The sequence below is a fragment of the Mesorhizobium sp. LSHC412B00 genome, from assembly GCF_000503035.1.
In the GTDB taxonomy this organism is placed as follows: Bacteria; Pseudomonadota; Alphaproteobacteria; order Rhizobiales; family Rhizobiaceae; genus Mesorhizobium.
In genome coordinates, this window is the sequence record NZ_AYWB01000005.1 from 234,701 (window position 1) to 256,051 (window position 21,351).

Below are 21,351 nucleotides of genomic sequence, written 5' to 3' on the forward strand. Positions count from 1 at the left end.
CGGTGGCGGTGTCTCTCCAACGAAACGGTGCATTAGTCTCGCTGCTGGCAGAAGCGCCAGCCGATCCGGCGGATGGCGCGCGCTATATCGAGGCGCTCGGCCGCCTTTCGCAGGAACGGGAGCCGTTCGTGCTCCTGGTCGATATCCGCATCGAGATCGCGCTGAGCGACGCCCAGCGCAAGGCGCAAAACCTCTGGTACAAGGCGGAACGCGAGCAGCTCGAAAAAGCCTGCCGCGCCTGTGCGCTGGTGCGCCCCGCCGCCGACGAGAACATGCAGCGCGTCTGGCAAAGCCTGTTCGGCTTTCCAGTGCTCGTCACCCGCAGCCGGGCGGAGGCCGGCGCCTTCCTGAACGGTTACGCACCGAAGGACTATGTCAAATGAGCGCCGACGCAGACCGGCCGGCGCCCGCCGGGCTTTCGCGCCTGCGGCTTTTCGTCGTTCTCGCCTGCCTTTATCTGGCGCAGGCCATCCCGAGCTATCTGTTTGCCGCGGCGATCCCGCCGATCCTGCGCGAGCAGGGCGTGTCGCGCACCGCCATTGGCTCGATGGCGCTGCTGATGCTGCCGCTGGTGCTGAAATTCCTATGGGCGCCGCTGGTCGACCGCTTTCGGCCAATGGCCCGCGCCCATCGCGCCGGCTGGGTCATCATCACCCAGATCGGCGTCATCGCCGGCATCGCCGCCATGCTTTGGATCGAGCCGACCGATGTCGCCGGGATCTTTGCCGTCGGCCTTGTCGTGAGCCTGTTGATGTCGACCCAGGACATCGCCACCGACGGCTACGCGGCCAAATATCTCGACCCGAAGGACAGGCCGATCGGCAATGCGATCCAGGGCGGCGCCGTCGCGCTCGGCGTCGTTCTCGGCGGCACGCTCGGCCTGTTGGCTTATCATCATGCCGGCTGGCAAACCATGGTGGCCATGGTGGCCGCGCTGTCCATCATCCCGCTGGTCGCCGCCTTCGCCATGCGCGAGACCGATCCCGTCGCCAGCGCGCCGCAGGCGGCCATCGACCGCCCCTCGATCCTGCGCTTTCTGCGCCGGCCGGAGGCACGCCAGATCCTGTGGATCGCGCTCATCTACCGCGCCAGCGAGGGGCTGGTGAAGTCGATGGAAGGCTCCTATCTCGTCGATGCCGGCGTGCCGCTCGATATCATCGGTTATCTCTCGGGCGGTGCCGCGCTCACCGTCGGGCTCGGCGGCTCGGCGCTGGCGGCGTGGCTGCTGCACAACAGGGGCGCCGCCTCGGTGCTCGGCCTGCTCGGCGCGCTGCGAACCATCTGCTTCCTGATCTTCGCGCTGCACGCTTTCGGCGCTATCGCCGGCTTCTGGCCGATCTTCGGCGCCTCGTTCCTGCAGACGCTGGTGCGCTACATGGAGATCGTGGCGCTCTACAGCCTGTTCATGTCCGTCACGTCGTCGGACCAACCCGGCACCGATTTCACCATCCTGTCCTGCGCCCAGCTCATCGTCTACCTCGTCGGCTCCATGCTTGCCGGCCGCCTTGCCGACATGCTCGGCTACTCCGCGTTGTTCACCCTGGCGACAGTGCTGTCGGGCATCGCCGTGGTGGCGACCTATCGCATGCTGAATGCCCATTTCGCCGATGCCGCAAAGACCCAGCCAGGAACGCCGATGCCGCTGCCGGAGGTCGCCGAATGAGCGCGGGTTCGCTAGTGCTTATGAATCATGGCTGCAAGACCGGCGGCGGCCAGAGCCAGCGCGGCGCAGCCGGCCAGCGGCGCAAAGGGCCAGAGCGTGAAGGCGAAGCCGCCGGCCAATGCGCCGATGCTCTGGCCGAGCACATGGGTGCTGGTGAGCCAGCCGGCCGCCGCGCCCTGCTCGCCGGGCTCCAGGCGCTTCATCAGCCAGGCGGTGTAGCCGGGTGTAGCCAGCGCAATGCCGGCCGCTGCCACCACCAGAGACGCTGCCGAGGCAACATGGCTGGCCGTGACGGCCAGCGCCGTCATGCCGACGCAAACCATGAGACAGCCGACGATGACGCTGTTGCGCTCCGCCAGCCGCAGGCGCGCCATGAGCAGTCCCTGGACCAGAACCATGACGACGGCGACCAGCATCAGGGCCAGGCCGGTCAACGTCGTGGCCTGCGTCGCACCAAGGCCAAAACGCTGCTGGGTCATCGGGCCGAGCATCATCTGCACCTGTCCGAAGCCGAGCGTCAGGCACAAGCCCATCGCCAGGCAAGGCAGAGCGCGGCGATCGAAGGGCGATATTCCTCGGCCGACGTCGGCCGCCCTGCCGTCGGTCCGTCCGCCGGCTTCCCCTTTGCCCCGCGCGAGCCACAGCAACAGCGGGCTGAACAGGAACAGGATGGGCGGCAGCAGCGGCGACAGGACGGCAGCCGTTGCCGCCAGCGCGCCGGCCAGCCGCCCCATGCTGACGCCGGCGCCAAGCAGTCCCAGCGCGGCCTGTCGCCTGTCATCGGCAACCGAGCGGCTGGCCCAGACCTGCGCCGTCGGCATGACGCCGGACGCGGCAAAACCGTACACGGTTCGCGAAAGCATCAGCAAAGCGATGCCCAGCGCGGCTCCCGTGCCGGCTATCAGCAGAATGGCGAACACCGCCTGGCCGGCCAGCATGGCGAGGCCGAGCAAGCGCAGCAGCCTGGCATGGCCAAGCCGCTCGCCCATGCGACCCCACAGCGGCGAGCCGACCAGAAAGGCCGCCGCGCCGACAGCAGTTGCCGCGCCGATGGCAAACGTGTCGAGCCTCAGCCGCTCCATCACCAGGGGAACGAGCGATACGAAGGCCGACTGGCCGAAGCCGATTGCCGAGACCGCGGTTGCCAGGCGGCGCAGAAGCGAAGATCGATTTTTCATACGGGTCGTCACAAGACCAAGCTTATTTCTTGTTCAGAATAGATAATCAACAGAAATGTTTAAAGACGACAACGTATAAATGCAATGCATGCAGTTATTGGGATTTATGGGGGATGCACATGGATCAAGTAAAACCAGAATCTTTCTCTGCATTAAGCCCGTTACTCAATGCGTTGCTGCGGGAATGGGATAGCTGGGAATTCGTCGACGCCAGGCAAACCGGGCTGTTTCGGCCGCAGGCAGCCGTGCTGCGTCTGAATTTCCCTGCCTCGCGCGCGGCGGTGCTCGTCGAGGCGCGGCATCGCTCGAAGGTTGGTTACCACGATTTAGCGATGCCGCTCTGGCGCCTCGATATTAGTAACGAGGGGGCCGATGGCGAAGCGACCGAGATCGACCTTTTCAGCCTTTTGGCGCTGATCCTGGCGGATCCCGACATTGCCGGCCGGGCGACAGCGAAAAGCCGACTGACCTTCCTGCGCCGCAGCCTGGCCAGCATCGCCGCAATCGCTGACGCGACTGCGGCGCGTGGATCGTCGCGGCCCTTCTCCGAAGGCGATCCTGATTTCATCGATGCCGAAAGCGCCCTGCGCTTCGGCCATGCCGTGCATCCGGCGCCGATGAGTCGCGAAGAGTTCACGCACACGGATTCCGCGCGCTTCGGGCATGAATACTGCAATGCGTTCAAACTGCGCTGGTGGGCCGTCGACCCGACCATCCTCACTGGAGGCAGCGTCGAGCCGCTAGATGTCACCGAGATGGTCCGCGGGCTTGCCGCCAGCGATCCGCAGCTGCTTGCTCGGGCTGGCAAGCAACAGGGCAAGGTTCTCGTTCCGATGCATCCGTGGCAGGCCGTACGGCTCATGCTGGAAGACCGCGTCGAGCGCCTGTTTCGCGCCGGTCGTATCGTCGATGTTGGGCTCGGCGGACCAGCGTGGCGGGCCACGACCTCGCTGCGCACGGTTCATTCGTCTGAAGCCGAGTGGATGCTGAAATTCTCGCTCAGCCTGCGCCTGACCAATTCCAGGCGCATCGTCGAGGAGCATGAGTGCCGGCGCGGCCTTTCGGTGCACCGGCTGGTCAAGGGCAAGCTCGGCTATGCCTTGCAGCGGCGCTGCCCGACCATGACGGTGCTGGGTGAGCCCGCCTGGTTCGGCCTGCGTGACGAAGACGGCCGGCTGATGACGGATACCATCGTCTCGTTTCGCGAAAATCCGTTTCGCGGCACGGGCAATCCGCCGGCTGCCGTTCTCGGCGCGCTTTGCGAGCGCCATCCCGGCCGTACCGAAAGCCATCTGTCCGACCTGGTCCACCGTATCGCCCGCGACGAGAAGCGACCTGTCGAGGAAACGGCGCGTTTGTGGTTCGAGCGTTTCCTTCATGCCGCCATCGAGCCGTTTATCGTTGCCTTCTCGGAATTCGGCCTGCTGTTCGGCGCCCATCAGCAAAACCTCGTCGTCGGCCTCGCCGGCGGCTGGCCGAATGCGCTCTATTTTCGCGACTGCCAGGGCACCGGTTATGTCGAGGAATTCCTGCCCAGGCTGCGCGAATTCGCGCCCGAGGCTGGTCAGGCGGGCGATCATGTCTTCCCAGCGGAAGCGGCCGCGAAGCTGTTCGGCTACTATCTGGTCGTCAATGGCGCTTTCGCCGCCGTCGCAGCCCTTGCCGCCGCTGGCCTCACCAACGAAGACGATCTGCTGGCGATATTCCGCCGCTCGCTCGAGCGGCTGGCCGCCACGCCGATGGCTGACCGGTCCTGCGTCGACTATTTGCTCAACACGCCGACGCTGGCTGCCAAGGGCAATTTCCTGATCGCGCTGCGCGACATCAATGAGAACACCGAGGTGACCGATCCGCTGGCCGGTTACGTCGAGCTTCCCAACCCCCTGTATGTGAGAGAATACGCATGAACATCGAGGCTGCGAAAAACTGGTCACCCGCCACCGTCGCCGGCAACGAAGGATGGCAGCATCTGGCCTCGGCCGCGGAGCCGCTCGCCATTTGTGCCGGCGATGGCCATGTCAGCCTGGTCAACGCTGAGGGAACAGCGGTGGGACAGGCCCGCATCTCCATCGCGGATGGCCGCCTGCTCATCGATGACGTCGCGTTCACGGGAGGCCGTCTCGATCAGCCGCAGGTCCTGGCGGGCCTCGTCGACGCGGCACTGTGCCTGCATCCTACCTTCGACCGCGCCTTCCTGCCGGCGGCCAAGACGCTGTGGCCGGTTTCGGCGCTGGCCACCGAGACGGCCGCAGGCGAACCGGAGCGCGCCGTCATTCATCGCTCGGTCCTGCGCCAGCTGCCGCTGCTGTGGCGCAGCCAGGCCTCGCATGTCACCTATCCGGCATTGACGACCGCTATCGGCCCGGAAGACCGGCTGCCGCCATTGCGCCAACCGCGCCCCTGCGGCCCGATGTACGAACGCTGGATTCCGGAAATCGGCCTCACCGTGTCGCTGCGGCCGATCGACCGCCGGACCGATCTCGACCTCTTCCATCGCTGGATGAACGATGGCCGCGTCGCCTTCTTCTGGGAACTTGCCCAGAGCCATGAGGATCTCGACAAATATCTCGCCGAGCAGGAAAGCGATCCGCATATTTTCGGCGTCATCGCCAGCTTCGACGGCGAGCCGACCGGCTATTTCGAGTTCTACTGGGCCAAGGAGGACCGGCTCGGGCCCTATTATGAGCCGCACGACTGGGACCGCGGCTGGCATGGGCTGATCGGCAATATGCGCCATCTCGGCCGGCCGAAGACGCTGTCACTGTTCCGCTCCGTCACCCACTATCTGTTCCTCGACGAGCCGCGCACGCAGCGCGTCGTCGGCGAGCCACGCGCCGCGCACCAGAAGATGCTGAGCTATTGCGCCGGCGCCGCCTACGACAAAGTCAAGGAGTTCGACTTCCCGCACAAGCGCGCGGCGCTGGTCTGCTGCGAACGCGAGCGCTTCTTCCGCGAGGTGCCGCTGTGACGGTGCAGCAACCGATTGCCAAAGCGGGGGAGGCGACACGCTGGGCCGCGATCAACCGCGACGCCGTCGCCAAGGCCATTTCCGAACTGACCTTCGAGGAGTGCCTGTCGCCGCGCGAGCTTTCGCCCGGCCGATGGGAGCTGACGCCCGGCCCCGGCGTGACCTATCGCTTTGCCGCGACGCGGCGCCTGTGGGGCCAGATCGCCGTCCGTCCGGAGACGCTGACTCGCGACGCCGGCATCGAGCTGCCGGTCGACGATGCGGTCGCCTTCTTCGCCGACGCGCGCGAGACGCTCGGCATGTCGCCGGCAACATTCTGCACCTATGCGAAGGAGCTTTACAACACGCTGATGGCCGACATGCGGATCGCCAAGGCACGCGGCAATCGACCGGCCGCCGATCTAGCCGCGCTGCCGGATACCGAGTTGCAGGCATTGCTCGACGGCCATCCGAAGGCCCCTGCCAACAAGGGACGGCTTGGCTGGGGACGGGACGACTTCGAGCGCTACGCGCCAGAATCGGCCACCGCATTCCAGCTCTTCTGGCTTGCCGCCGCCAGCGATCGCTGCCTGCTGGCGCTTGACTGCGGGCTCGACGAAGAGGCGCTGCTGCAGGCCGCACTCGGCGACTACGAGCGCGCAAGGCTCGAAGCGGCTTTCAGCGCCGCCGGGATCTCGCGATCGACGCATAGGCTGCTGCCGGTCCACCCCTGGCAGTGGCAGGCGATGATCGCCTCGCAATATGGTAGCGAGATCGCCGCCGGCCGGCTGGTGCCGCTTGGCCAGTTCGGCGATCCGTTCCTGCCCTTGCAGTCGCTGCGCACGCTTGCCAATGTGGCACGGCCCGAGGCGCTGCACGTCAAGCTGCCGCTGACCGTCCTCAACACCTCAGCGTGGCGCGGCGTGCCGGGCAAATACATGGCGATCGGCGCCGATCTGTCGCGCTGGCTGGCCACGGTGGCGGCCGCGGACCCGGTGCTCAAGGACGTCAAGGTGCTGAGGGAAGTCGCCGGCGCCTTCTATCCGCACCCGCACTACACCGGCGTTGAAGGCGCGCCCTACCAATTTTGCGAGATGCTGGGCGCCATCTGGCGCGAAAGCCCCGAAAAGGATCTGCCGGCGGGCCAGCGGCCGATGATGATGGGCGCCCTGCCGCAGCGCGACGCGCATGGCAGGCCGATCGCCAGCGCCTTGATCGAGCAATCCGGCCTTGGTCCGGAGGCATGGCTCGATCGCCTGTTCTCCACGGCCTTCGTGCCGCTCTACCACTTCATGTGTCGTTACGGCGTCGGCTTCATCGCCCATGGCCAGAACGTCACCATCATCCTCGATGGCGCGACGCCCGTCGGCGTGGCGGTCAAGGACTTTCAGGGCGACCTCGATCTCGTCGACCAGCCGTTTCCCGAACTGGCCGACCTCGACGGAAAAATCCTGTCGACGCTGAAGCGCCGGCCGCCGGCGCATCTTCTCCAGCATTTGCAGACCGGCCACATCGTCAGCGTCCTGCGCTTCCTGTCCGAGGCGCTGGCCGCCTGGGACCGCTTCGACGAGAGGATTTTCTATGCCATCCTCGCCGGCGCCATCCGGCGCTACCAGGCGCAGAACCCTGAACTGGCGGAACGGTTCGCGCTTTTCGATCTGTTTGCGCCCAAGATTCCGCGCATCGCCATCAACAAGGTGCGGTTCGCGATCGGGTACGGCGACAGCGGCGAACGCCCTCTGCCTGACCTCGGCACACCGCTCGACAATCCGCTTAACCCCGAGTCAGCCCGGCGATCTCCCATCAGCCCAGCCAGCTCCACAAGGAGTTCGCCATGACCCATACGCTTGACCTCGCCGGCATCGGCATCGGGCCGTTCAACCTCAGCCTCGCCGCCCATCTCGATGCGGTGGACGGCGTCGACGCGCGCTTCTTCGACAGGGCGACGCGGCTCGAATGGCACCCGGGCATGATGCTGCCGGGCGTCGAACTGCAGACATCCTTCCTCAAGGATCTCGTCACCGCGACGCATCCGACCAGCCCATGGTCGTTCATGTCCTATCTGGTCGCGCAGAAGCGGTTCTATGAATTCCTCAACGCGGATTTCTCAGCCATCCCGCGGCCGGAATTCGCCCGCTATCTCGGATGGGTCGGCGAGAACTTGTCTTCGCTGCGCTTCGCCAGCGCCGTCGACCGGATCGACTTCGACGGAACGAATTTCAGGCTGCGTATCGGCCGCGAGCAGGTGAACGCGCGCAATCTCGCCATTGCCGTCGGGCTGGTGCCCAACATCCCCGCCTGGGCGCGGGCGGCGGCCTCCGATCAATGCTTCCACAACGCCCAGGCCGCCAACCGCCTCGATCGCCTGAGCGGACAGCGTGTCGCCGTGATCGGCGGTGGCCAGAGCGGCGCCGAAGTGCTTCTGCATCTGATCTCCTCCGACCGCTTCGCCGGCCGCGAAATCGAGTGGATCTCGATGCGGCCGAATTTCCTGCCACTGGACGACTCGCCTTTCACCGACGAACTCTTCACGCCGGGCTATGTCGAAAGCTTCCATCGGCTGCCGCAAGGGCGGCGTGAGACGATCCTGGAACAGCAACTGCTTGCCGGTGACGGCGCATCGACGAGCACACTGAAGGCGATCTATCGCCAGCTTTACACGCTGCGGCACCTCTCGGAGGAAACGACGGCGGTCAACATGACGCCGCACCGCGAAGTGCTGAACGTGACGCGGGAAGGCAGCGAATACCGGCTGATCATGCGCAACGGCTTCGACGGCGCCATCGAGACGCGCACCGTCGATGCGGTGGTTCTGGCCACCGGCTATGCCTTTGCCATTCCTGATTGCATGGCGCCGCTCATGAACAGGATCGCGCTGGACGAGCGCGGTCATTACAGGCTCAACGCCAGCTTCGAGGTCGAATGGGACGGGCCCGACGACCGCCGGATCTACGCGCTCAATGCCGGCCGGCTCAGCCATGGCATAGCCGAGCCGCAGCTCAGCCTGATGGCTTGGCGCAGCGCCAAGATCGTCAATTCGCTGCTCGGGCGGGCACAGTTCGATCTCGATCTGCCCGATCCGCCGGTTGCCTGGAGTTCAAGGCACACGACACAAAGCCTGCATCATCTCGGCGCCAATGCGAGGATGACCGAATCGGGCGCGCGGTGATGTTTGTGGAGGCGGGCCGAAGAGCGTGGTACGGCGCGCGTTAAGGTTGACATCGACCCGTAAAGCTTTTCTGTGAGAGAGATCGTTCGGTCCTGCTGGAGGCTCAGCGCATGAAAACCCTTGGCCTCATCGGCGGCATGAGCTGGGAATCGACGGCGATCTATTATCGCCTGCTCAACGAGATCGTGCGCGAGCGGCTGAGCGGGCTGCATTCGGCAAAGCTGTTGCTCTATTCCTTCGACTTCGCCGAAATCGCCGACCGGCAGCATCATGGCGACTGGGACAGTGCGGGCGTGCTGCTGGCGGATGCGGCGCGCAAGCTGGAGGCGGGCGGCGCAGAGGGGCTTTTGATCTGCACCAACACCATGCACAAGCTCGCCGACCGGGTGCAGGCGGCGGTGTCGATCCCGCTTATCCACATTGCCGACGCCACGGCCGTCGCGGTCAAGGGCGCCGGCGTCAAGCGGCCGGCGCTGCTGGCGACCCGCTTCACCATGGAGCAGGATTTCTACAAGGGCCGACTGACGGAGAAATACGGGCTGCAGCCCGTGGTGCCGGACCAGGCCGGGCGCGACATGGTGCACCAGGTAATCTACGACGAGCTCTGCCGGGGCATCGTCAGCGCGGCATCGAAGGCGGCCTATATCGACGAGGTCGCCCGTCTGCGACGCGATGAGAAGATCGATGGCGTCATCATGGGCTGCACCGAGATCACCATGTTGATTGGCGAGCGCGATTTCGACATTCCGGTGTTCGACACCACGCGCATCCATGCCGAGGCGGCGGTCGCATTCATGCTGCCCTGAAGGGCCAAAACAGAGATCAGGGCTGGGCGGCCACGGCGACATTGCCGCTGCCGACCACTTTCAGCTTCCATCGATCTGCTTCCGTGCCGGCCAGATTGAGGTGCCCGGTCAGGAAATAAAGGCGATCGGTGTCGGGGCCTTTGGCTGTGCAAAACCGGTCCTGCAGATAGGAGTGAGGCGTCGCCTGACAATACAGGTTGGCCACGATGCTGGCCGGACGCGCGCGCGGCCTAAACAGCCTTCCGCTCCTTCACGAATTGCGTGCCAAAACTGCCGCGCGCTTGACTTCTTTTTGCAGCGACATTCAATACATCCGGCATTGCTGTGAGGGGATGAAAGCAAGATGGAATTTGCGTTTCCGTGGCCGACCAGCCAGGGCGAATGGCTGGCTTGGTCCAGCGCCGTCGTCACCTTGGCGCTCGGTCTGCTGTTTTTCCTCGCGCCAGGGCTGGCATTTCGGATTCTGCGGCTGCAGGTCCGGCCCGAAAGGGCAGCGGCAATCGCGGAAGGGCGCGGCCGGATGTCGGGCTTCTATCTCGGCGTCAGCCTGTGCTGCATTCTGTTGGCGCAGCCGTGGCTCTATATGGCACTCGGCTTTTCCTGGCTGTTCACCGCTTTTGGCCGTTTGCTGTCGATGATGTCGGACGGCGCCAACACGCCTTTCAACTGGGCGTCGATCGTCGTCGAACTCGTCCTGGCCGCGTTGCCGCTTGCCTTCGTCTTCGGCTTTCTGCCCTGAATCGGCAGCCAATCCAAAGGCTTCGGTTGAACTCTGCGGCCGGATGCGACAATAGTGCCCGAAAAGCATGCGGGACGACGCATTGCGGTCTTAAAATGCCTGTGCTAGACGGCAATCGACTTTCGGCCGGGGATAGCGGAAGCCGCGCCTCCGTGCTTGGAAAAACTTAGTAAGGTCAAAGATTTAGCCAGAGTTTTTGCTCGCGCCAACAATCTGCGGCCCCTCAGACAAGAGAAAAGACGGTCCGTGGCTCAATCGTCATCGCCAATCTCGGGTGTCGCAGAACGCTACGCGGGTTCGCTGTTCGAACTTGCGCGGCAGTCGAATTCGGTGGCCAAGGTCGAGGCCGACCTCGACAGTTTCGCCAGGATGCTGGATGACAGCGCCGACCTGACGCGCCTCATCAACAGCCCGGTGTTCTCCAGCGAGGACCAGGCCAAGGCAATCGCGTCGATCGCCGACAAGGCCGGCATCACCGGCCTGACCGGCAATTTCCTGCGCGTCGTCGCCCGCAACCGCCGGCTCTTCGCGGTGCCCGGCATGATCAAGGCTTTTCGCAAGATCGCCGCCGAACAGCGCGGTGAGACATCAGCCGAGGTCACTTCGGCGCATGAACTGACGGCTGCCCAGCAGACCGAACTCAAGGCCGCGCTGAAAGGCGTCGCCGGCAAGGACGTGGCCATCACTGTTACCGTCGATCCGTCGCTGCTCGGCGGGCTGGTGGTCAAGATGGGCTCGCGCCAGATCGATACGTCGCTCAAAACCAAACTCAATTCGCTCAAGCTTGCACTGAAAGAGGTCGGCTGATGGACATCCGCGCCGCGGAAATTTCCGCAATTCTCAAAGACCAGATCAAGAATTTCGGCAAGGAGGCCGAGGTCTCCGAAGTCGGCCAGGTGCTGTCCGTCGGTGACGGTATCGCTCGCGTCTACGGCCTCGACAATGTCCAGGCCGGCGAAATGGTCGAATTCCCCGGCGGCATCCGCGGCATGGCGCTCAACCTCGAAGCCGACAATGTCGGCGTCGTCATCTTCGGCGCCGACCGCGACATCAAGGAAGGCGACATCGTCAAACGCACCGGCGCCATCGTCGATACGCCTGTCGGCATGGGCCTGCTCGGCCGCGTCGTCGACGCGCTCGGGAATCCGATCGACGGCAAGGGCCCGATCAAGGCGACCGAACGCAAGCGCGTCGACGTCAAGGCGCCAGGCATCATCCCGCGCAAGTCGGTCAACGAGCCGATGTCGACCGGCCTCAAGGCCATCGATGCGCTGATCCCCGTTGGCCGCGGCCAGCGCGAGCTGGTCATCGGCGATCGCCAGACCGGCAAGACCGCGATCATCCTCGACACGATGCTCAACCAGAAGGCCGTGCACGACAACGGGCCGGAAAAGGAAAAGCTCTACTGCGTCTACGTCGCCATCGGGCAGAAGCGCTCGACGGTCGCGCAGTTCGTGAAGGTTCTCGAAGAGCGCGGCGCCCTTGAATATTCGATCATCGTCGCCGCCACAGCTTCCGATCCGGCGCCGATGCAGTTCCTGGCGCCGTTCACCGGCGCCACCATGGGCGAATATTTCCGCGACAACGGCATGCATGCGCTGATCAGCTATGACGATCTGTCGAAGCAGGCCGTCGCCTATCGCCAGATGTCGCTCTTGCTGCGCCGCCCGCCGGGTCGCGAAGCCTATCCGGGCGACGTGTTCTACCTGCATTCGCGCCTGCTCGAGCGCGCCGCCAAGCTCAACGACGATCTGGGCGGCGGTTCGCTGACCGCGCTGCCGATCATCGAGACGCAGGCCAACGACGTGTCGGCCTACATCCCGACCAACGTGATCTCGATCACCGACGGCCAGATCTTCCTCGAAACCAACCTGTTCTTCCAGGGCATCCGTCCGGCGGTCAACGTCGGCCTGTCGGTGTCGCGCGTCGGTTCGTCGGCGCAAATCAAGGCGATGAAGCAGGTCGCCGGCTCGATCAAGGGCGAGCTCGCGCAGTACCGCGAAATGGCTGCGTTCGCGCAGTTCGGCTCCGATCTCGACGCCGCCACGCAGCGCCTGCTCAACCGCGGCTCGCGCCTGACCGAACTGTTGAAGCAGCCGCAGTTCTCGCCGCTCAAGGTCGAGGAGCAGGTCACGGTGATCTTCGCCGGCGTCAACGGCTATCTCGACAAGCTGGCGCTGAACCAGGTCGGCAAGTTCGAGCACGGCCTGCTCAGCCATATGCGCTCGGCCGGCAAGGACGTGCTGGACGGCATCCGCAAGGAAAAGGCGCTGTCGGACGATCTGCGCGCCAAGCTGAAGGCCGAGATCGACGCCTTCGCCAAGACCTTCGCTTGAGAAGAAGCCGGACGCTCGGGATCAGGTTTGAAGCATGCCTTCATTAAAAGACCTTCGTAACCGTATCGCCTCGGTCAAGGCGACGCAGAAGATCACCAAGGCGATGCAGATGGTCGCCGCGGCGAAGCTGCGTCGCGCGCAGGAAGCAGCGGAGGCGGCGCGTCCCTATTCCGAGCGGATGGGTGCGGTGCTGGCCAATATCACGCAGGCGATCGGCGGCGGCGGCGATGCCCCGGCGCTGATGACCGGCACCGGCAAGGACGATGTGCATCTGCTCGTCGTCTGCACGGCCGAGCGCGGCCTGTGCGGCGGCTTCAACTCGCAGATCGCACGTCTGGCCCGCGACCATATCCGCCGGCTTCTGGCCGACGGCAAGCAGGTCAAGATCATCTGCGTCGGCAAGAAGGGTTTCGACATTCTGCGCCGAGACTATGCCTCGCTGATTATCGACCGCGTCGACCTACGCGATGTCAAGAAGCTCGGCTTCGTCAATGCCGATGCGATCGCCCGTAAGATCATCCATCTGTTCGGCGAAGGCGGCTTCGATATCTGCACGCTGTTTTATTCGCAGTTCAAGTCGGTGATCAGCCAGATTCCGACCGCGCAGCAGATCATTCCTGCCGGCGTGGCTTCGGCTCCCGCCGAAGCGACCGCCGGTGGCAATGCCGTCTACGAATACGAGCCGGAGCCGGGCGAGATCCTCACCGACCTCATTCCGCGCAACATCTCGGTCCAGGTCTTCCGCGCGCTGCTCGAAAACGCAGCCGGCGAGATGGGCGCCAAAATGAGCGCCATGGACAATGCAACGCGCAATGCCGGCGACATGATCAACAAACTGTCGATCACCTATAACCGCCAGCGGCAGGCGCAGATCACCAAGGAACTGATCGAAATCATTTCGGGCGCCGAAGCGCTCTAGGCGCGACCGCCAGGAGGTCATCGACCTTCTGATGGAGCGTGAGAAACAAAGGACGAGAAGGGTAAAGACGATGGCGAAAGCAGCGACCCCCGCGAAGACGGCCCCCAAAGCGGCCGCAAAGGCTCCGGCAGCAGCGGCGAAGGCCGCTCCGGCCAAGAAGGCGGCCGCGCCCGCCAAGGCCGCGGCCCCGGCAGCGAAGACGACGAGCGTTGCCGTCAAGAAGACCGGCGCCATCGGCAAGGTTCGCCAGGTCATCGGCGCCGTCGTCGACGTGCAGTTCGGCGATCATCTGCCGGCCATTTTGAACGCCATCGAAACCTCCAATGTCGGCAACCGCCTGGTGCTCGAAGTTGCCCAGCATCTGGGCGAAAACACCGTGCGCTGCATCGCCATGGATTCCACCGAAGGCCTGGTTCGCGGCCAGGACGTCTATGACACCGGCGCGCCGATCACCGTTCCGGTCGGCCCGGGCATGCTCGGCCGCATCATCAACGTCATCGGCGAGCCGGTCGACGAAGAAGGCCCGGTCGACGGCATCGAGATGCGCGCCATCCACCAGCCGGCGCCTACCTATGTCGAACAGTCGACGGAAGCGCAGATCCTGATCACCGGCATCAAGGTGCTCGACCTTCTGGCGCCCTACGCCCGCGGAGGCAAGATCGGCCTGTTCGGCGGCGCCGGCGTCGGCAAGACGGTTCTGATCCAGGAGCTGATCAACAACGTCGCCAAGGCGCATGGCGGCTTCTCGGTCTTCGCCGGCGTCGGCGAGCGCACCCGCGAGGGCAACGATCTTTATCACGAGTTCATCGAGTCCGGCGTCAACAAGAAGGGCGGCGGCGAAGGCTCCAAGGCGGCACTGGTCTATGGCCAGATGAACGAGCCGCCGGGCGCGCGTGCCCGCGTCGGCCTGACCGGCCTGACGGTCGCCGAATATTTCCGCGACCAGGGCCAGGACGTGCTGTTCTTCGTCGACAACATCTTCCGCTTCACGCAGGCCGGTTCTGAAGTGTCGGCGCTGCTCGGCCGTATTCCTTCGGCCGTGGGTTACCAGCCAACGCTGGCCACCGACATGGGTGCGCTGCAGGAACGCATCACCACAACGACCAAGGGTTCGATCACTTCGGTGCAGGCGATCTACGTGCCGGCCGACGATTTGACCGACCCGGCGCCTGCGACCTCGTTCGCCCACCTGGACGCGACGACCGTGCTCAACCGCGCGATCTCGGAAAAGGGCATCTACCCCGCCGTCGATCCGCTCGACTCGACCTCGCGCATGCTCGATCCGCTGGTCGTCGGCGAGGAGCACTATGCCGTCGCCCGCCAGGTGCAGTCGATCCTCCAGCGCTACAAGTCGCTGCAGGACATTATCGCCATCCTTGGCATGGATGAGCTGTCGGAAGAGGACAAGCAGACGGTGGCCCGCGCCCGCAAGATCGAGCGCTTCCTGTCGCAGCCGTTCTTCGTCGCCGAAGTGTTTACGGGTGCGCCGGGCAAGCTGGTCGACCTCGCCGACACAATCAAGGGCTTCAAGGGCCTCTGCAACGGCGACTACGATCACCTGCCGGAAGCCGCCTTCTACATGGTCGGCGGCATCGACGAAGCGGTCGAGAAGGCTCAGCGCCTGGCGGCTGAAGCAGCGTAATCAAGGCAATAGGGAGTAGTCAGTAGTCAGTAGTGAATAGCGGCCGGGTGATCAGGACAGCTGTCCTCTCCCTACTCCCTACTCACTATTCCCTACTCACTAAATTGACATGGCTGAAGCTTTCAAGTTCGAACTGGTCTCGCCGGAGCGCCTCCTGGTTTCCGAGCAGGTCGAGTCCGTCGTCATTCCAGGCGCCGAAGGTGAAATGACAGTCATGGCGCACCATGCGCCAGTCATGACCACGATCAAGCCGGGCGTCGTCACGCTGAAGACCGCCGGCGGCAAGGAAGAGCGCTATGTGGTGTTCGGCGGCTTTGCCGACATCGTCCCTGCCGGCTGCACGCTGCTCGCCGAATCGGCGGTCGCCGTCGGCGATATCGACCGCGCCGATCTCGCCCGCCGCATCCAGGAAGCCAAGGAAGACGCCGCCGACGCCAAGGACGACCAGAGCCGCAGCAAGGCGGAGCAGTTCCTTAGCCAGCTTACCACGCTCGAAGGCGCGCTGCTGCCGGCGTAAGCCGCAGAATGACTTGAAGAAAAGGCCGGGCTCAGCCCGGCTTTTTTGTTGCGGCCGCCATCCTGGATCGTCTCGCATAGGCGCAGGGCCTTGGCGGGATTTCAGGGCGGGCAGCCAGCATGATCAGATCGGGTGGCGGCATGCCGGCTGCCAGTCAGGGCGAGATGAGCTTGTATTAGGCGATGGCGCCGGCGGAACCGCGATTTGGCTGCGGCGGTACAGTCGGATCGGGGCTTGCCCCTGCTTTCTGGTTGTTCGACAGTCCGGCTGTCTATCGATTTGGGGTGGCCGATGACGGAACAGACAACGCAACCGGAAGCGGCCTCGCGATCCCGGTGGACGACGGCGCTGATCGCGGCCTTTGGCGGTCCGTTCGGCGGGTTCCTTTGGATCGGCGCCGGCCGGCCGGCGGTTGCCAGCCTGGTGGTGATCAGCGCCATAAGCATTGCGCTGACATATGTGGGATTCCCGGTTCTGCCGGGGGTCGATCTCGCCTGGCTGGTGGATCTCTCCAGTTTAGGTCTCATGGTCCTGTGGGTAGCGCTCGTCGTGCCTTTCGCGTCACGATACAGACCGAACCGGTGGTATTCACACGGCCTTTCGGTGCTGCTGTTGGCCGTGCTGACCTCCTACGGAGCCGCGTTAGCGATCCGCACATTCCTCTTCCAGCCGTTTTCGACCCCGGCAGGCAGCATGACACCAACGCTGGAACTCGGCGACTATTTCTTCGTCTCGAAGTTTGCCTATGGTTACAGCCGCTACAGTGTTCCTCTTGGGCTGCTGCCCTTCGAAGGCCGGATCTTTGCCGCCGAGCCGAAGCGCGGAGATATTGTGGTGTTCAAATTTCCAGCGGATCCGAGCATCGACTACGTCAAGCGGGTCGTTGGACTGCCGGGCGACAAAATCCAGATGGTCGACGGAATCCTTCGCATCAATGGTGTGGCGGTCAAACTCGAGGATGTTGGTCCGTACAGCTCCGAGGACTCTCCCCAAAGCGCCAGACTGCAACGTGAAACCCTCCCCAACGGCGTTTCCTATTCCGTCATCAGTCTTACGGACAATTCAATAACCGACAACACGCGGGTGTTCGACGTGCCCGAAGGCCACTATTTCGTGCTTGGCGACAACAGGGATAATTCCTCCGATAGCCGGCTCAGTGTCGGCTTCGTTCCTGCCGAAAACCTGGTCGGCAAGGCAGTGCGACTGTTCTGGAATTCGCAAGGCACGGAGTATTCGTCGCGGCAGAGGCTGGACGCTCCGGCGGGACAATAGGCTTGAAATGGGCGGTTCCGGACCAGCTTCAGCCTACGTTTGTCGGCTCCGGTATGCCGAGCGCTGAGAGCGCAAGCACGATCCCGCCTTGCAGGATATGCTCGCGATGAGCGGCGACCAGTTCGATCAGCGTCTGCCGCTCGGGCTTGCCGCTGGCGAAGCCGGCCCAGTCGAACACCGCCGCTACTCGTTCCAGCATCCGTCGTTCGTCGAGCGCCGCCAGCGCCGCGTCGAGCGGATCGGTAAAGTGGGCTTCCGGCAGGTCCTTGCCGCGCGCCTCGCAGGCGGCGATCCAGGCGGCGATCACCAGCGTCAGATGCTCCGGGACCAGGCCGGCCTGGATGCACTCGATGGCGGTAGCGACAATGCGCTGCGGCAATTTCTGGCTGCCGTCATTGGCGATCTGCGCGGTGCGGTGGGCCAGCGCGGTGTTGGAGAAACGTTCGGCAAGTTCGGCCGTATAGGCTGACGTGTCGAGCCCGGCATCCCCAGGCAATGTCGGGATGGCCTCGGCCCAGAGCCGGTCGACGAACGCGCGGATCGCGGGATCCGCGAAGGCGCGGTCGACGGTGACGTGGCCGCTGAGCAGGCCGATATAGGCGATGCCCGAATGGGCGCCGTTGAGCAGCCGAAGCTTCATGTCCTCGAACGGCCGGACATCCTCGACCATGGTGACGCCGAATTTCTCCCAGGCCGGGCGGCCGGCTGGAAACCTGTTTTCGATCACCCATTGCCGGAACGGTTCGGTCATCACCGGCCAGGCGTCCTCGAGGCCGAGTTCGACCGCGATGCGCGCCCGGTCGGCATCGGTGGTTGCCGGCACGATGCGGTCGACCATGCTCGATGGGAATGCAACGTCATCGGCTATATGACCGGCGAGGGCAGCGTCGCCTGAAGCAGCAGCGCCGGCATCGCGCAGTTTTGCAAACCCGACCAGCAGCCGGTGCAGCGTGGCGCCATTGGCCGGCAGGTTGTCGCAGCAAAGCACGGTGAAGGGCGGCGTGCCGGCGGCCCGGCGTCGCACCAGCGCTTCCGCCAGGAATCCATGCGCTGTCCTGGGAGATCCGGGATTGCCCAGATCGTGGACGATATCGGGATGGTTTTCGTCGAGGCTGCCGTCGGCGGCCCTGAGATAGGCCTTTTCGGTGATGGTCAGGGTGACGATGCGGGTGCGCGGGTCGGTCAGCGCGGCCAGCACCGCGCCGGGGTCTTCCGGCGCGACCAGCATCGACTGGATCGAGCCGATAATGTGCAGCGCTTCGCCATCGCTGCCGCGCACCGCCAGCGTGTAGAGCCCGTCCTGTGGCGTCAGCGCATCGCGCGTGTCGGGGCTGCGCAGCGAGACGCCGACAATGCCCCAGCCGGTCTCGCCGGCCGCTAGGCAGTCATCGACATAGGCGGCCTGATGGGCACGGTGGAAGGCTCCAACGCCGAGATGGACGATGCCTGGGGCGACACTGGCGCGATCATAGGGGGGGACCGCGACCGAGGCCGGCAAGGATTGCACTGTTGCGTTGGAAAGGCGTCTGCTGGTCATGGCTTGGCTTGTTGGGCGCGGCTTGTCGCTGGATGGTGTGCGGGGCGGGATCTGCTAGCGGCGTAACATCCGCTCTTCCGCCGCACAATGACCTGACGCCGGTTAAAAGTCATCATACAACAATCCAGTTTTTGTATGTTGACATTATTTCTTTCCAATCCTACCGATATCGCCCCTGGGAGGAACGACGTGGCGGGACTGACCGATCCGGATCTGCTTTTTGCCGCCGAAGGGCGCGCGCTGTCGATCGCGCGCGATCTCCATGCCGGCATCAAGGACCTGCCGATCATCAGCCCGCACGGCCACACCGATCCGCGTTGGTATGCGCTCAACGAGCCATTCCCCGATCCCGCGCAATTGCTGGTGGTGCCCGACCACTACATTTTCCGTATGCTGTTCAGCCAGGGCGTGCGGCTGGAAGATCTCGGCGTCCCGACCCTCGACGGCTCGCCGGTCGAGACCGATCCCAGGGCGATCTGGCGGCGCTTCGCCGAGCACTATTACCTCTTCCGCGGCACGCCGACGCGGTTGTGGCTCGACCATGTGCTCGAGCATCTGTTCGGCATCGAAGAGCCGCTCAACGCCAGCACCGCTAGCCGCCATTACGACACCATCGCGGCGCTTTTGCAGCGCGACGATTATCGCCCACGCGCGCTGTTCGAGCGCTTCAACATCGAGGTCATCGCGACGACCGAGGGCGCACTCGACGATCTCCAATGGCACAAGACGATCCGCGACAGCGGCTGGCAGGGCCGCGTCATCACTGCCTACAGGCCGGATGCCGTCGTCGATCCCGACTTCGAAGGATTTTCGGCCAATCTCGATCGTCTGGGCGAGATCGCCGGCTGCGACACCGGCACATGGGCCGGCTATCTCGACGCGCATCGCCAGCGCCGCGCCTTCTTCAAAAGCTTCGGCGCAACCTCGTCGGACCACGGCCATCCGACGGCCGAGACCGCCAATCTTTCCGATGCGGCGGCGGAAGAGCTGTTCAACCGCATCCGCCGCGGCTCGGACGACGAGCGCGAGCGCAAGCTGTTTCGCGCCCAGATGCTGACCGAAATGGCCAAGATGAGCCGCGACGACGGGCTGGTCATGCAGATCCATCCCGGCTCCTGGCGCAACCACTCGCCTGGTGTTTTCCAAAAATTCGGCCGCGACAAAGGCTTCGATATTCCGACCCGCACCGACTATGCCGCGGCGCTCAAACCCTTGCTCGACTGCGTCGGGCTGGAGCGCGACCTCTCCATCATTCTGTTCACGCTCGACGAGACCAGCTACGCGCGCGAACTGGCGCCGCTGGCCGGCGTCTATCCGGCGTTGAAGCTCGGGCCGGCCTGGTGGTTCCACGACAGTCCGGAAGGCATGCGCCGGTTCCGCGAGATGACCACCGAGACCGCCGGCTTCTACAACACCGTCGGCTTCAACGATGACACCCGTGCCTTTCCGTCGATTCCCGCCCGTCACGATGTGGCGCGCCGGGTTGACTGCGCCTTTCTCGCCCGTCTCGTCGCCGAGCACCGGCTGCGTGAGGACGAGGCGCATGAGCTGGCGCGGGAGCTTGCCTACACGCTTGCCAAGAAGGCGTACCGGCTGTGAGCCGGGCGCGTGGAATTTTAAAAGGGAGGAAGACAGTCATGTTGCATTTTTCAAAACTGATGGCAGCCACATTCGCCTTCGGCTCGCTGATGATCGGCGTTGCCGGCGCCCAGACCGTACTGCGCTCGGCCGACACCCATCCGGACGGGTATCCGACCGTCGAGGCGGTCAAATATCTCGGCGAGCTCATCAAGGAGCGCACCGCCGGCCGCTATTCGGTCGAGGTCTATCATTCGGCGCAGCTCGGCGAGGAAAAAGACACGATCGAGCAGACGCAGACCGGTGTCATCGATCTGAACCGCGTCTCGATGGGTCCGTTCAACGGCATCGTGCCGGAAACCGCGGTGCCGTCGCTGCCCTACATGTTCCGTTCGGTCGAGCACATGCGCCATGTCATGGACGGGCCGATCGGCGACGAGATCCTCAAGGCCTTCGAGACGCATGATCTGGTCGGCCTTGCCTTCTACGATTCCGGCGCCCGTTCCTTCTACAACACCAAGAAGGACATCACCTCGATCGCCGATCTGAAAGGCATGAAGTTCCGCGTCATCCAGTCCGACGTGTTCGTCGACATGGTCAACGCGCTTGGCGCAAACGCCACGCCGATGGCCTATGGCGAGGTCTATTCGGCGCTCGAAACCGGCGTCATCGACGGCGCCGAGAACAACTGGCCCAGCTTCGAATCCGCCAAGCACTACGAAGTCGCCAAGCACTATACCGTCGACCAGCACCAGATCGTGCCGGAAGTGCTGGTGATGTCGAAATCGAGCTGGGACAGACTGACGCCGGAAGACCAGGCGATCGTCAAGCAGGCGGCCAAGGATAGCGTCGTCAAGATGCGCGAATTGTGGGACGCGCAGGAGAAGAAGTCGCGAGAGATCGTCGAGAAGGCCGGCGTCAAGGTCAGCGAGATCGACAAGCAGCCGCTGATCGATGCGATGAAGCCGGTCTACGACAAGTATCTGAAGACGCCGGAGCTCAAGGACCTCGCGACGCGCATCCAGGCGACCAAGTGATTTTCTGGCGG

The 21,351-nt window shown here is 64.3% G+C and carries 19 protein-coding genes; 16 read left to right on the forward strand and 3 right to left on the reverse strand.

Annotation, left to right across the window (positions count from 1 at the left end):
• The first annotated feature begins 8 nt into the window (after positions 1–8).
• Both X757_RS152590 and X757_RS152585 read left to right on the forward strand, forming a co-directional pair.
• Positions 9–383, forward strand: coding sequence for a hypothetical protein (locus X757_RS152590; RefSeq protein WP_155923829.1), 375 nt, complete (start codon positions 9–11; stop codon positions 381–383).
• Positions 380–1,663, forward strand: a complete 1,284-nt coding sequence (locus X757_RS152585) for an MFS transporter (protein ID WP_023726129.1) — start codon at positions 380–382, stop codon at positions 1,661–1,663. The genes X757_RS152590 and X757_RS152585 overlap by 4 nt, the downstream gene beginning before the upstream one ends.
• 11 nt (positions 1,664–1,674) lie before the next feature.
• On the opposite strand, the gene X757_RS152580 is transcribed toward X757_RS152585, so the two are convergent.
• Positions 1,675–2,841: an MFS transporter gene (locus X757_RS152580; protein WP_023726130.1), complete on the reverse strand. Its 1,167-nt coding sequence runs from the start codon at positions 2,839–2,841 to the stop codon at positions 1,675–1,677.
• 245 nt (positions 2,842–3,086) lie between these two features.
• Here X757_RS152580 and X757_RS152575 point away from each other — a divergent pair, with 245 nt between their 5' ends.
• The 5 genes from X757_RS152575 to X757_RS152555 all read left to right on the forward strand — a co-directional run bounded on the left by X757_RS152575 (position 3,087) and on the right by X757_RS152555 (position 9,763).
• On the forward strand, positions 3,087–4,748 hold the full coding sequence (locus X757_RS152575) for an IucA/IucC family siderophore biosynthesis protein (RefSeq protein WP_245275056.1): 1,662 nt from the start codon (positions 3,087–3,089) through the stop codon (positions 4,746–4,748).
• Entirely contained in the window at positions 4,745–5,809 is a 1,065-nt protein-coding gene (locus X757_RS152570) for a GNAT family N-acetyltransferase (protein WP_023726132.1), read from the forward strand. The genes X757_RS152575 and X757_RS152570 overlap by 4 nt, the downstream gene beginning before the upstream one ends.
• The gene (locus tag X757_RS152565; protein WP_050588432.1) at positions 5,806–7,626 is read left to right on the forward strand and encodes an IucA/IucC family siderophore biosynthesis protein; all 1,821 of its coding nucleotides are present in this window, start codon (positions 5,806–5,808) and stop codon (positions 7,624–7,626) included. The genes X757_RS152570 and X757_RS152565 overlap by 4 nt, the downstream gene beginning before the upstream one ends.
• Positions 7,623–8,957, forward strand: coding sequence for a lysine N(6)-hydroxylase/L-ornithine N(5)-oxygenase family protein (locus X757_RS152560; RefSeq protein WP_023726134.1), 1,335 nt, complete (start codon positions 7,623–7,625; stop codon positions 8,955–8,957). Before X757_RS152565 ends, X757_RS152560 begins: the two co-directional genes overlap by 4 nt.
• A gap of 110 nt (positions 8,958–9,067) precedes the next feature.
• Positions 9,068–9,763 (forward strand): aspartate/glutamate racemase family protein, encoded by a 696-nt coding sequence (locus X757_RS152555; RefSeq protein WP_023726135.1) that lies wholly within the window; start codon positions 9,068–9,070, stop codon positions 9,761–9,763.
• 16 nt (positions 9,764–9,779) lie between these two features.
• On the opposite strand, the gene X757_RS152550 is transcribed toward X757_RS152555, so the two are convergent.
• Positions 9,780–9,968 carry a hypothetical protein gene (locus tag X757_RS152550; protein WP_023726136.1) on the reverse strand — a complete coding sequence of 63 codons (189 nt, stop codon included), beginning with the start codon at positions 9,966–9,968 and terminating at the stop codon, positions 9,780–9,782.
• 138 nt (positions 9,969–10,106) lie between these two features.
• Here X757_RS152550 and X757_RS152545 point away from each other — a divergent pair, with 138 nt between their 5' ends.
• The 7 genes from X757_RS152545 (at position 10,107) to lepB (ending at position 17,188) form a co-directional block, all read left to right on the forward strand.
• Complete coding sequence (locus tag X757_RS152545) at positions 10,107–10,502, forward strand: DUF4345 family protein (protein WP_023684099.1); 396 nt, start codon at positions 10,107–10,109, stop codon at positions 10,500–10,502.
• Between the two features lie 246 nt (positions 10,503–10,748).
• Complete coding sequence (locus X757_RS152540) at positions 10,749–11,309, forward strand: F0F1 ATP synthase subunit delta (RefSeq protein WP_023688887.1); 561 nt, start codon at positions 10,749–10,751, stop codon at positions 11,307–11,309.
• A complete protein-coding gene (gene atpA / locus X757_RS152535; RefSeq protein WP_023684101.1) occupies positions 11,309–12,838 on the forward strand; it encodes a F0F1 ATP synthase subunit alpha in 1,530 nt (509 codons plus the stop codon). The genes X757_RS152540 and atpA overlap by 1 nt, the downstream gene beginning before the upstream one ends.
• A 34-nt stretch (positions 12,839–12,872) precedes the next feature.
• Positions 12,873–13,757 carry a F0F1 ATP synthase subunit gamma gene (locus X757_RS152530; RefSeq protein WP_023668672.1) on the forward strand — a complete coding sequence of 295 codons (885 nt, stop codon included), beginning with the start codon at positions 12,873–12,875 and terminating at the stop codon, positions 13,755–13,757.
• Between the two features lie 70 nt (positions 13,758–13,827).
• Positions 13,828–15,399: a F0F1 ATP synthase subunit beta gene (gene atpD, locus X757_RS152525; RefSeq protein ID WP_023668673.1), complete on the forward strand. Its 1,572-nt coding sequence runs from the start codon at positions 13,828–13,830 to the stop codon at positions 15,397–15,399.
• 109 nt (positions 15,400–15,508) lie between these two features.
• On the forward strand, positions 15,509–15,916 hold the full coding sequence (locus tag X757_RS152520; RefSeq protein WP_023668674.1) for a F0F1 ATP synthase subunit epsilon: 408 nt from the start codon (positions 15,509–15,511) through the stop codon (positions 15,914–15,916).
• 525 nt (positions 15,917–16,441) lie between these two features.
• On the forward strand, positions 16,442–17,188 hold the full coding sequence (gene lepB, locus X757_RS17160) for a signal peptidase I (RefSeq protein ID WP_032892998.1): 747 nt from the start codon (positions 16,442–16,444) through the stop codon (positions 17,186–17,188).
• Positions 17,189–17,216: 28 nt separating this feature from the next.
• Here the strand turns inward: lepB and X757_RS152515 are convergent, their stop codons facing one another.
• On the reverse strand, positions 17,217–18,725 hold the full coding sequence (locus tag X757_RS152515) for a mannitol dehydrogenase family protein (protein WP_023688888.1): 1,509 nt from the start codon (positions 18,723–18,725) through the stop codon (positions 17,217–17,219).
• A 189-nt stretch (positions 18,726–18,914) separates the two neighbouring features.
• Between X757_RS152515 and uxaC the strand changes: the two genes are divergently transcribed.
• Positions 18,915–20,324, forward strand: a complete 1,410-nt coding sequence (gene uxaC, locus X757_RS152510) for a glucuronate isomerase (RefSeq protein WP_023698223.1) — start codon at positions 18,915–18,917, stop codon at positions 20,322–20,324.
• A gap of 38 nt (positions 20,325–20,362) precedes the next feature.
• Positions 20,363–21,340: a TRAP transporter substrate-binding protein gene (locus X757_RS152505; protein WP_023684104.1), complete on the forward strand. Its 978-nt coding sequence runs from the start codon at positions 20,363–20,365 to the stop codon at positions 21,338–21,340.
• Positions 21,341–21,351 lie beyond the last annotated feature (11 nt).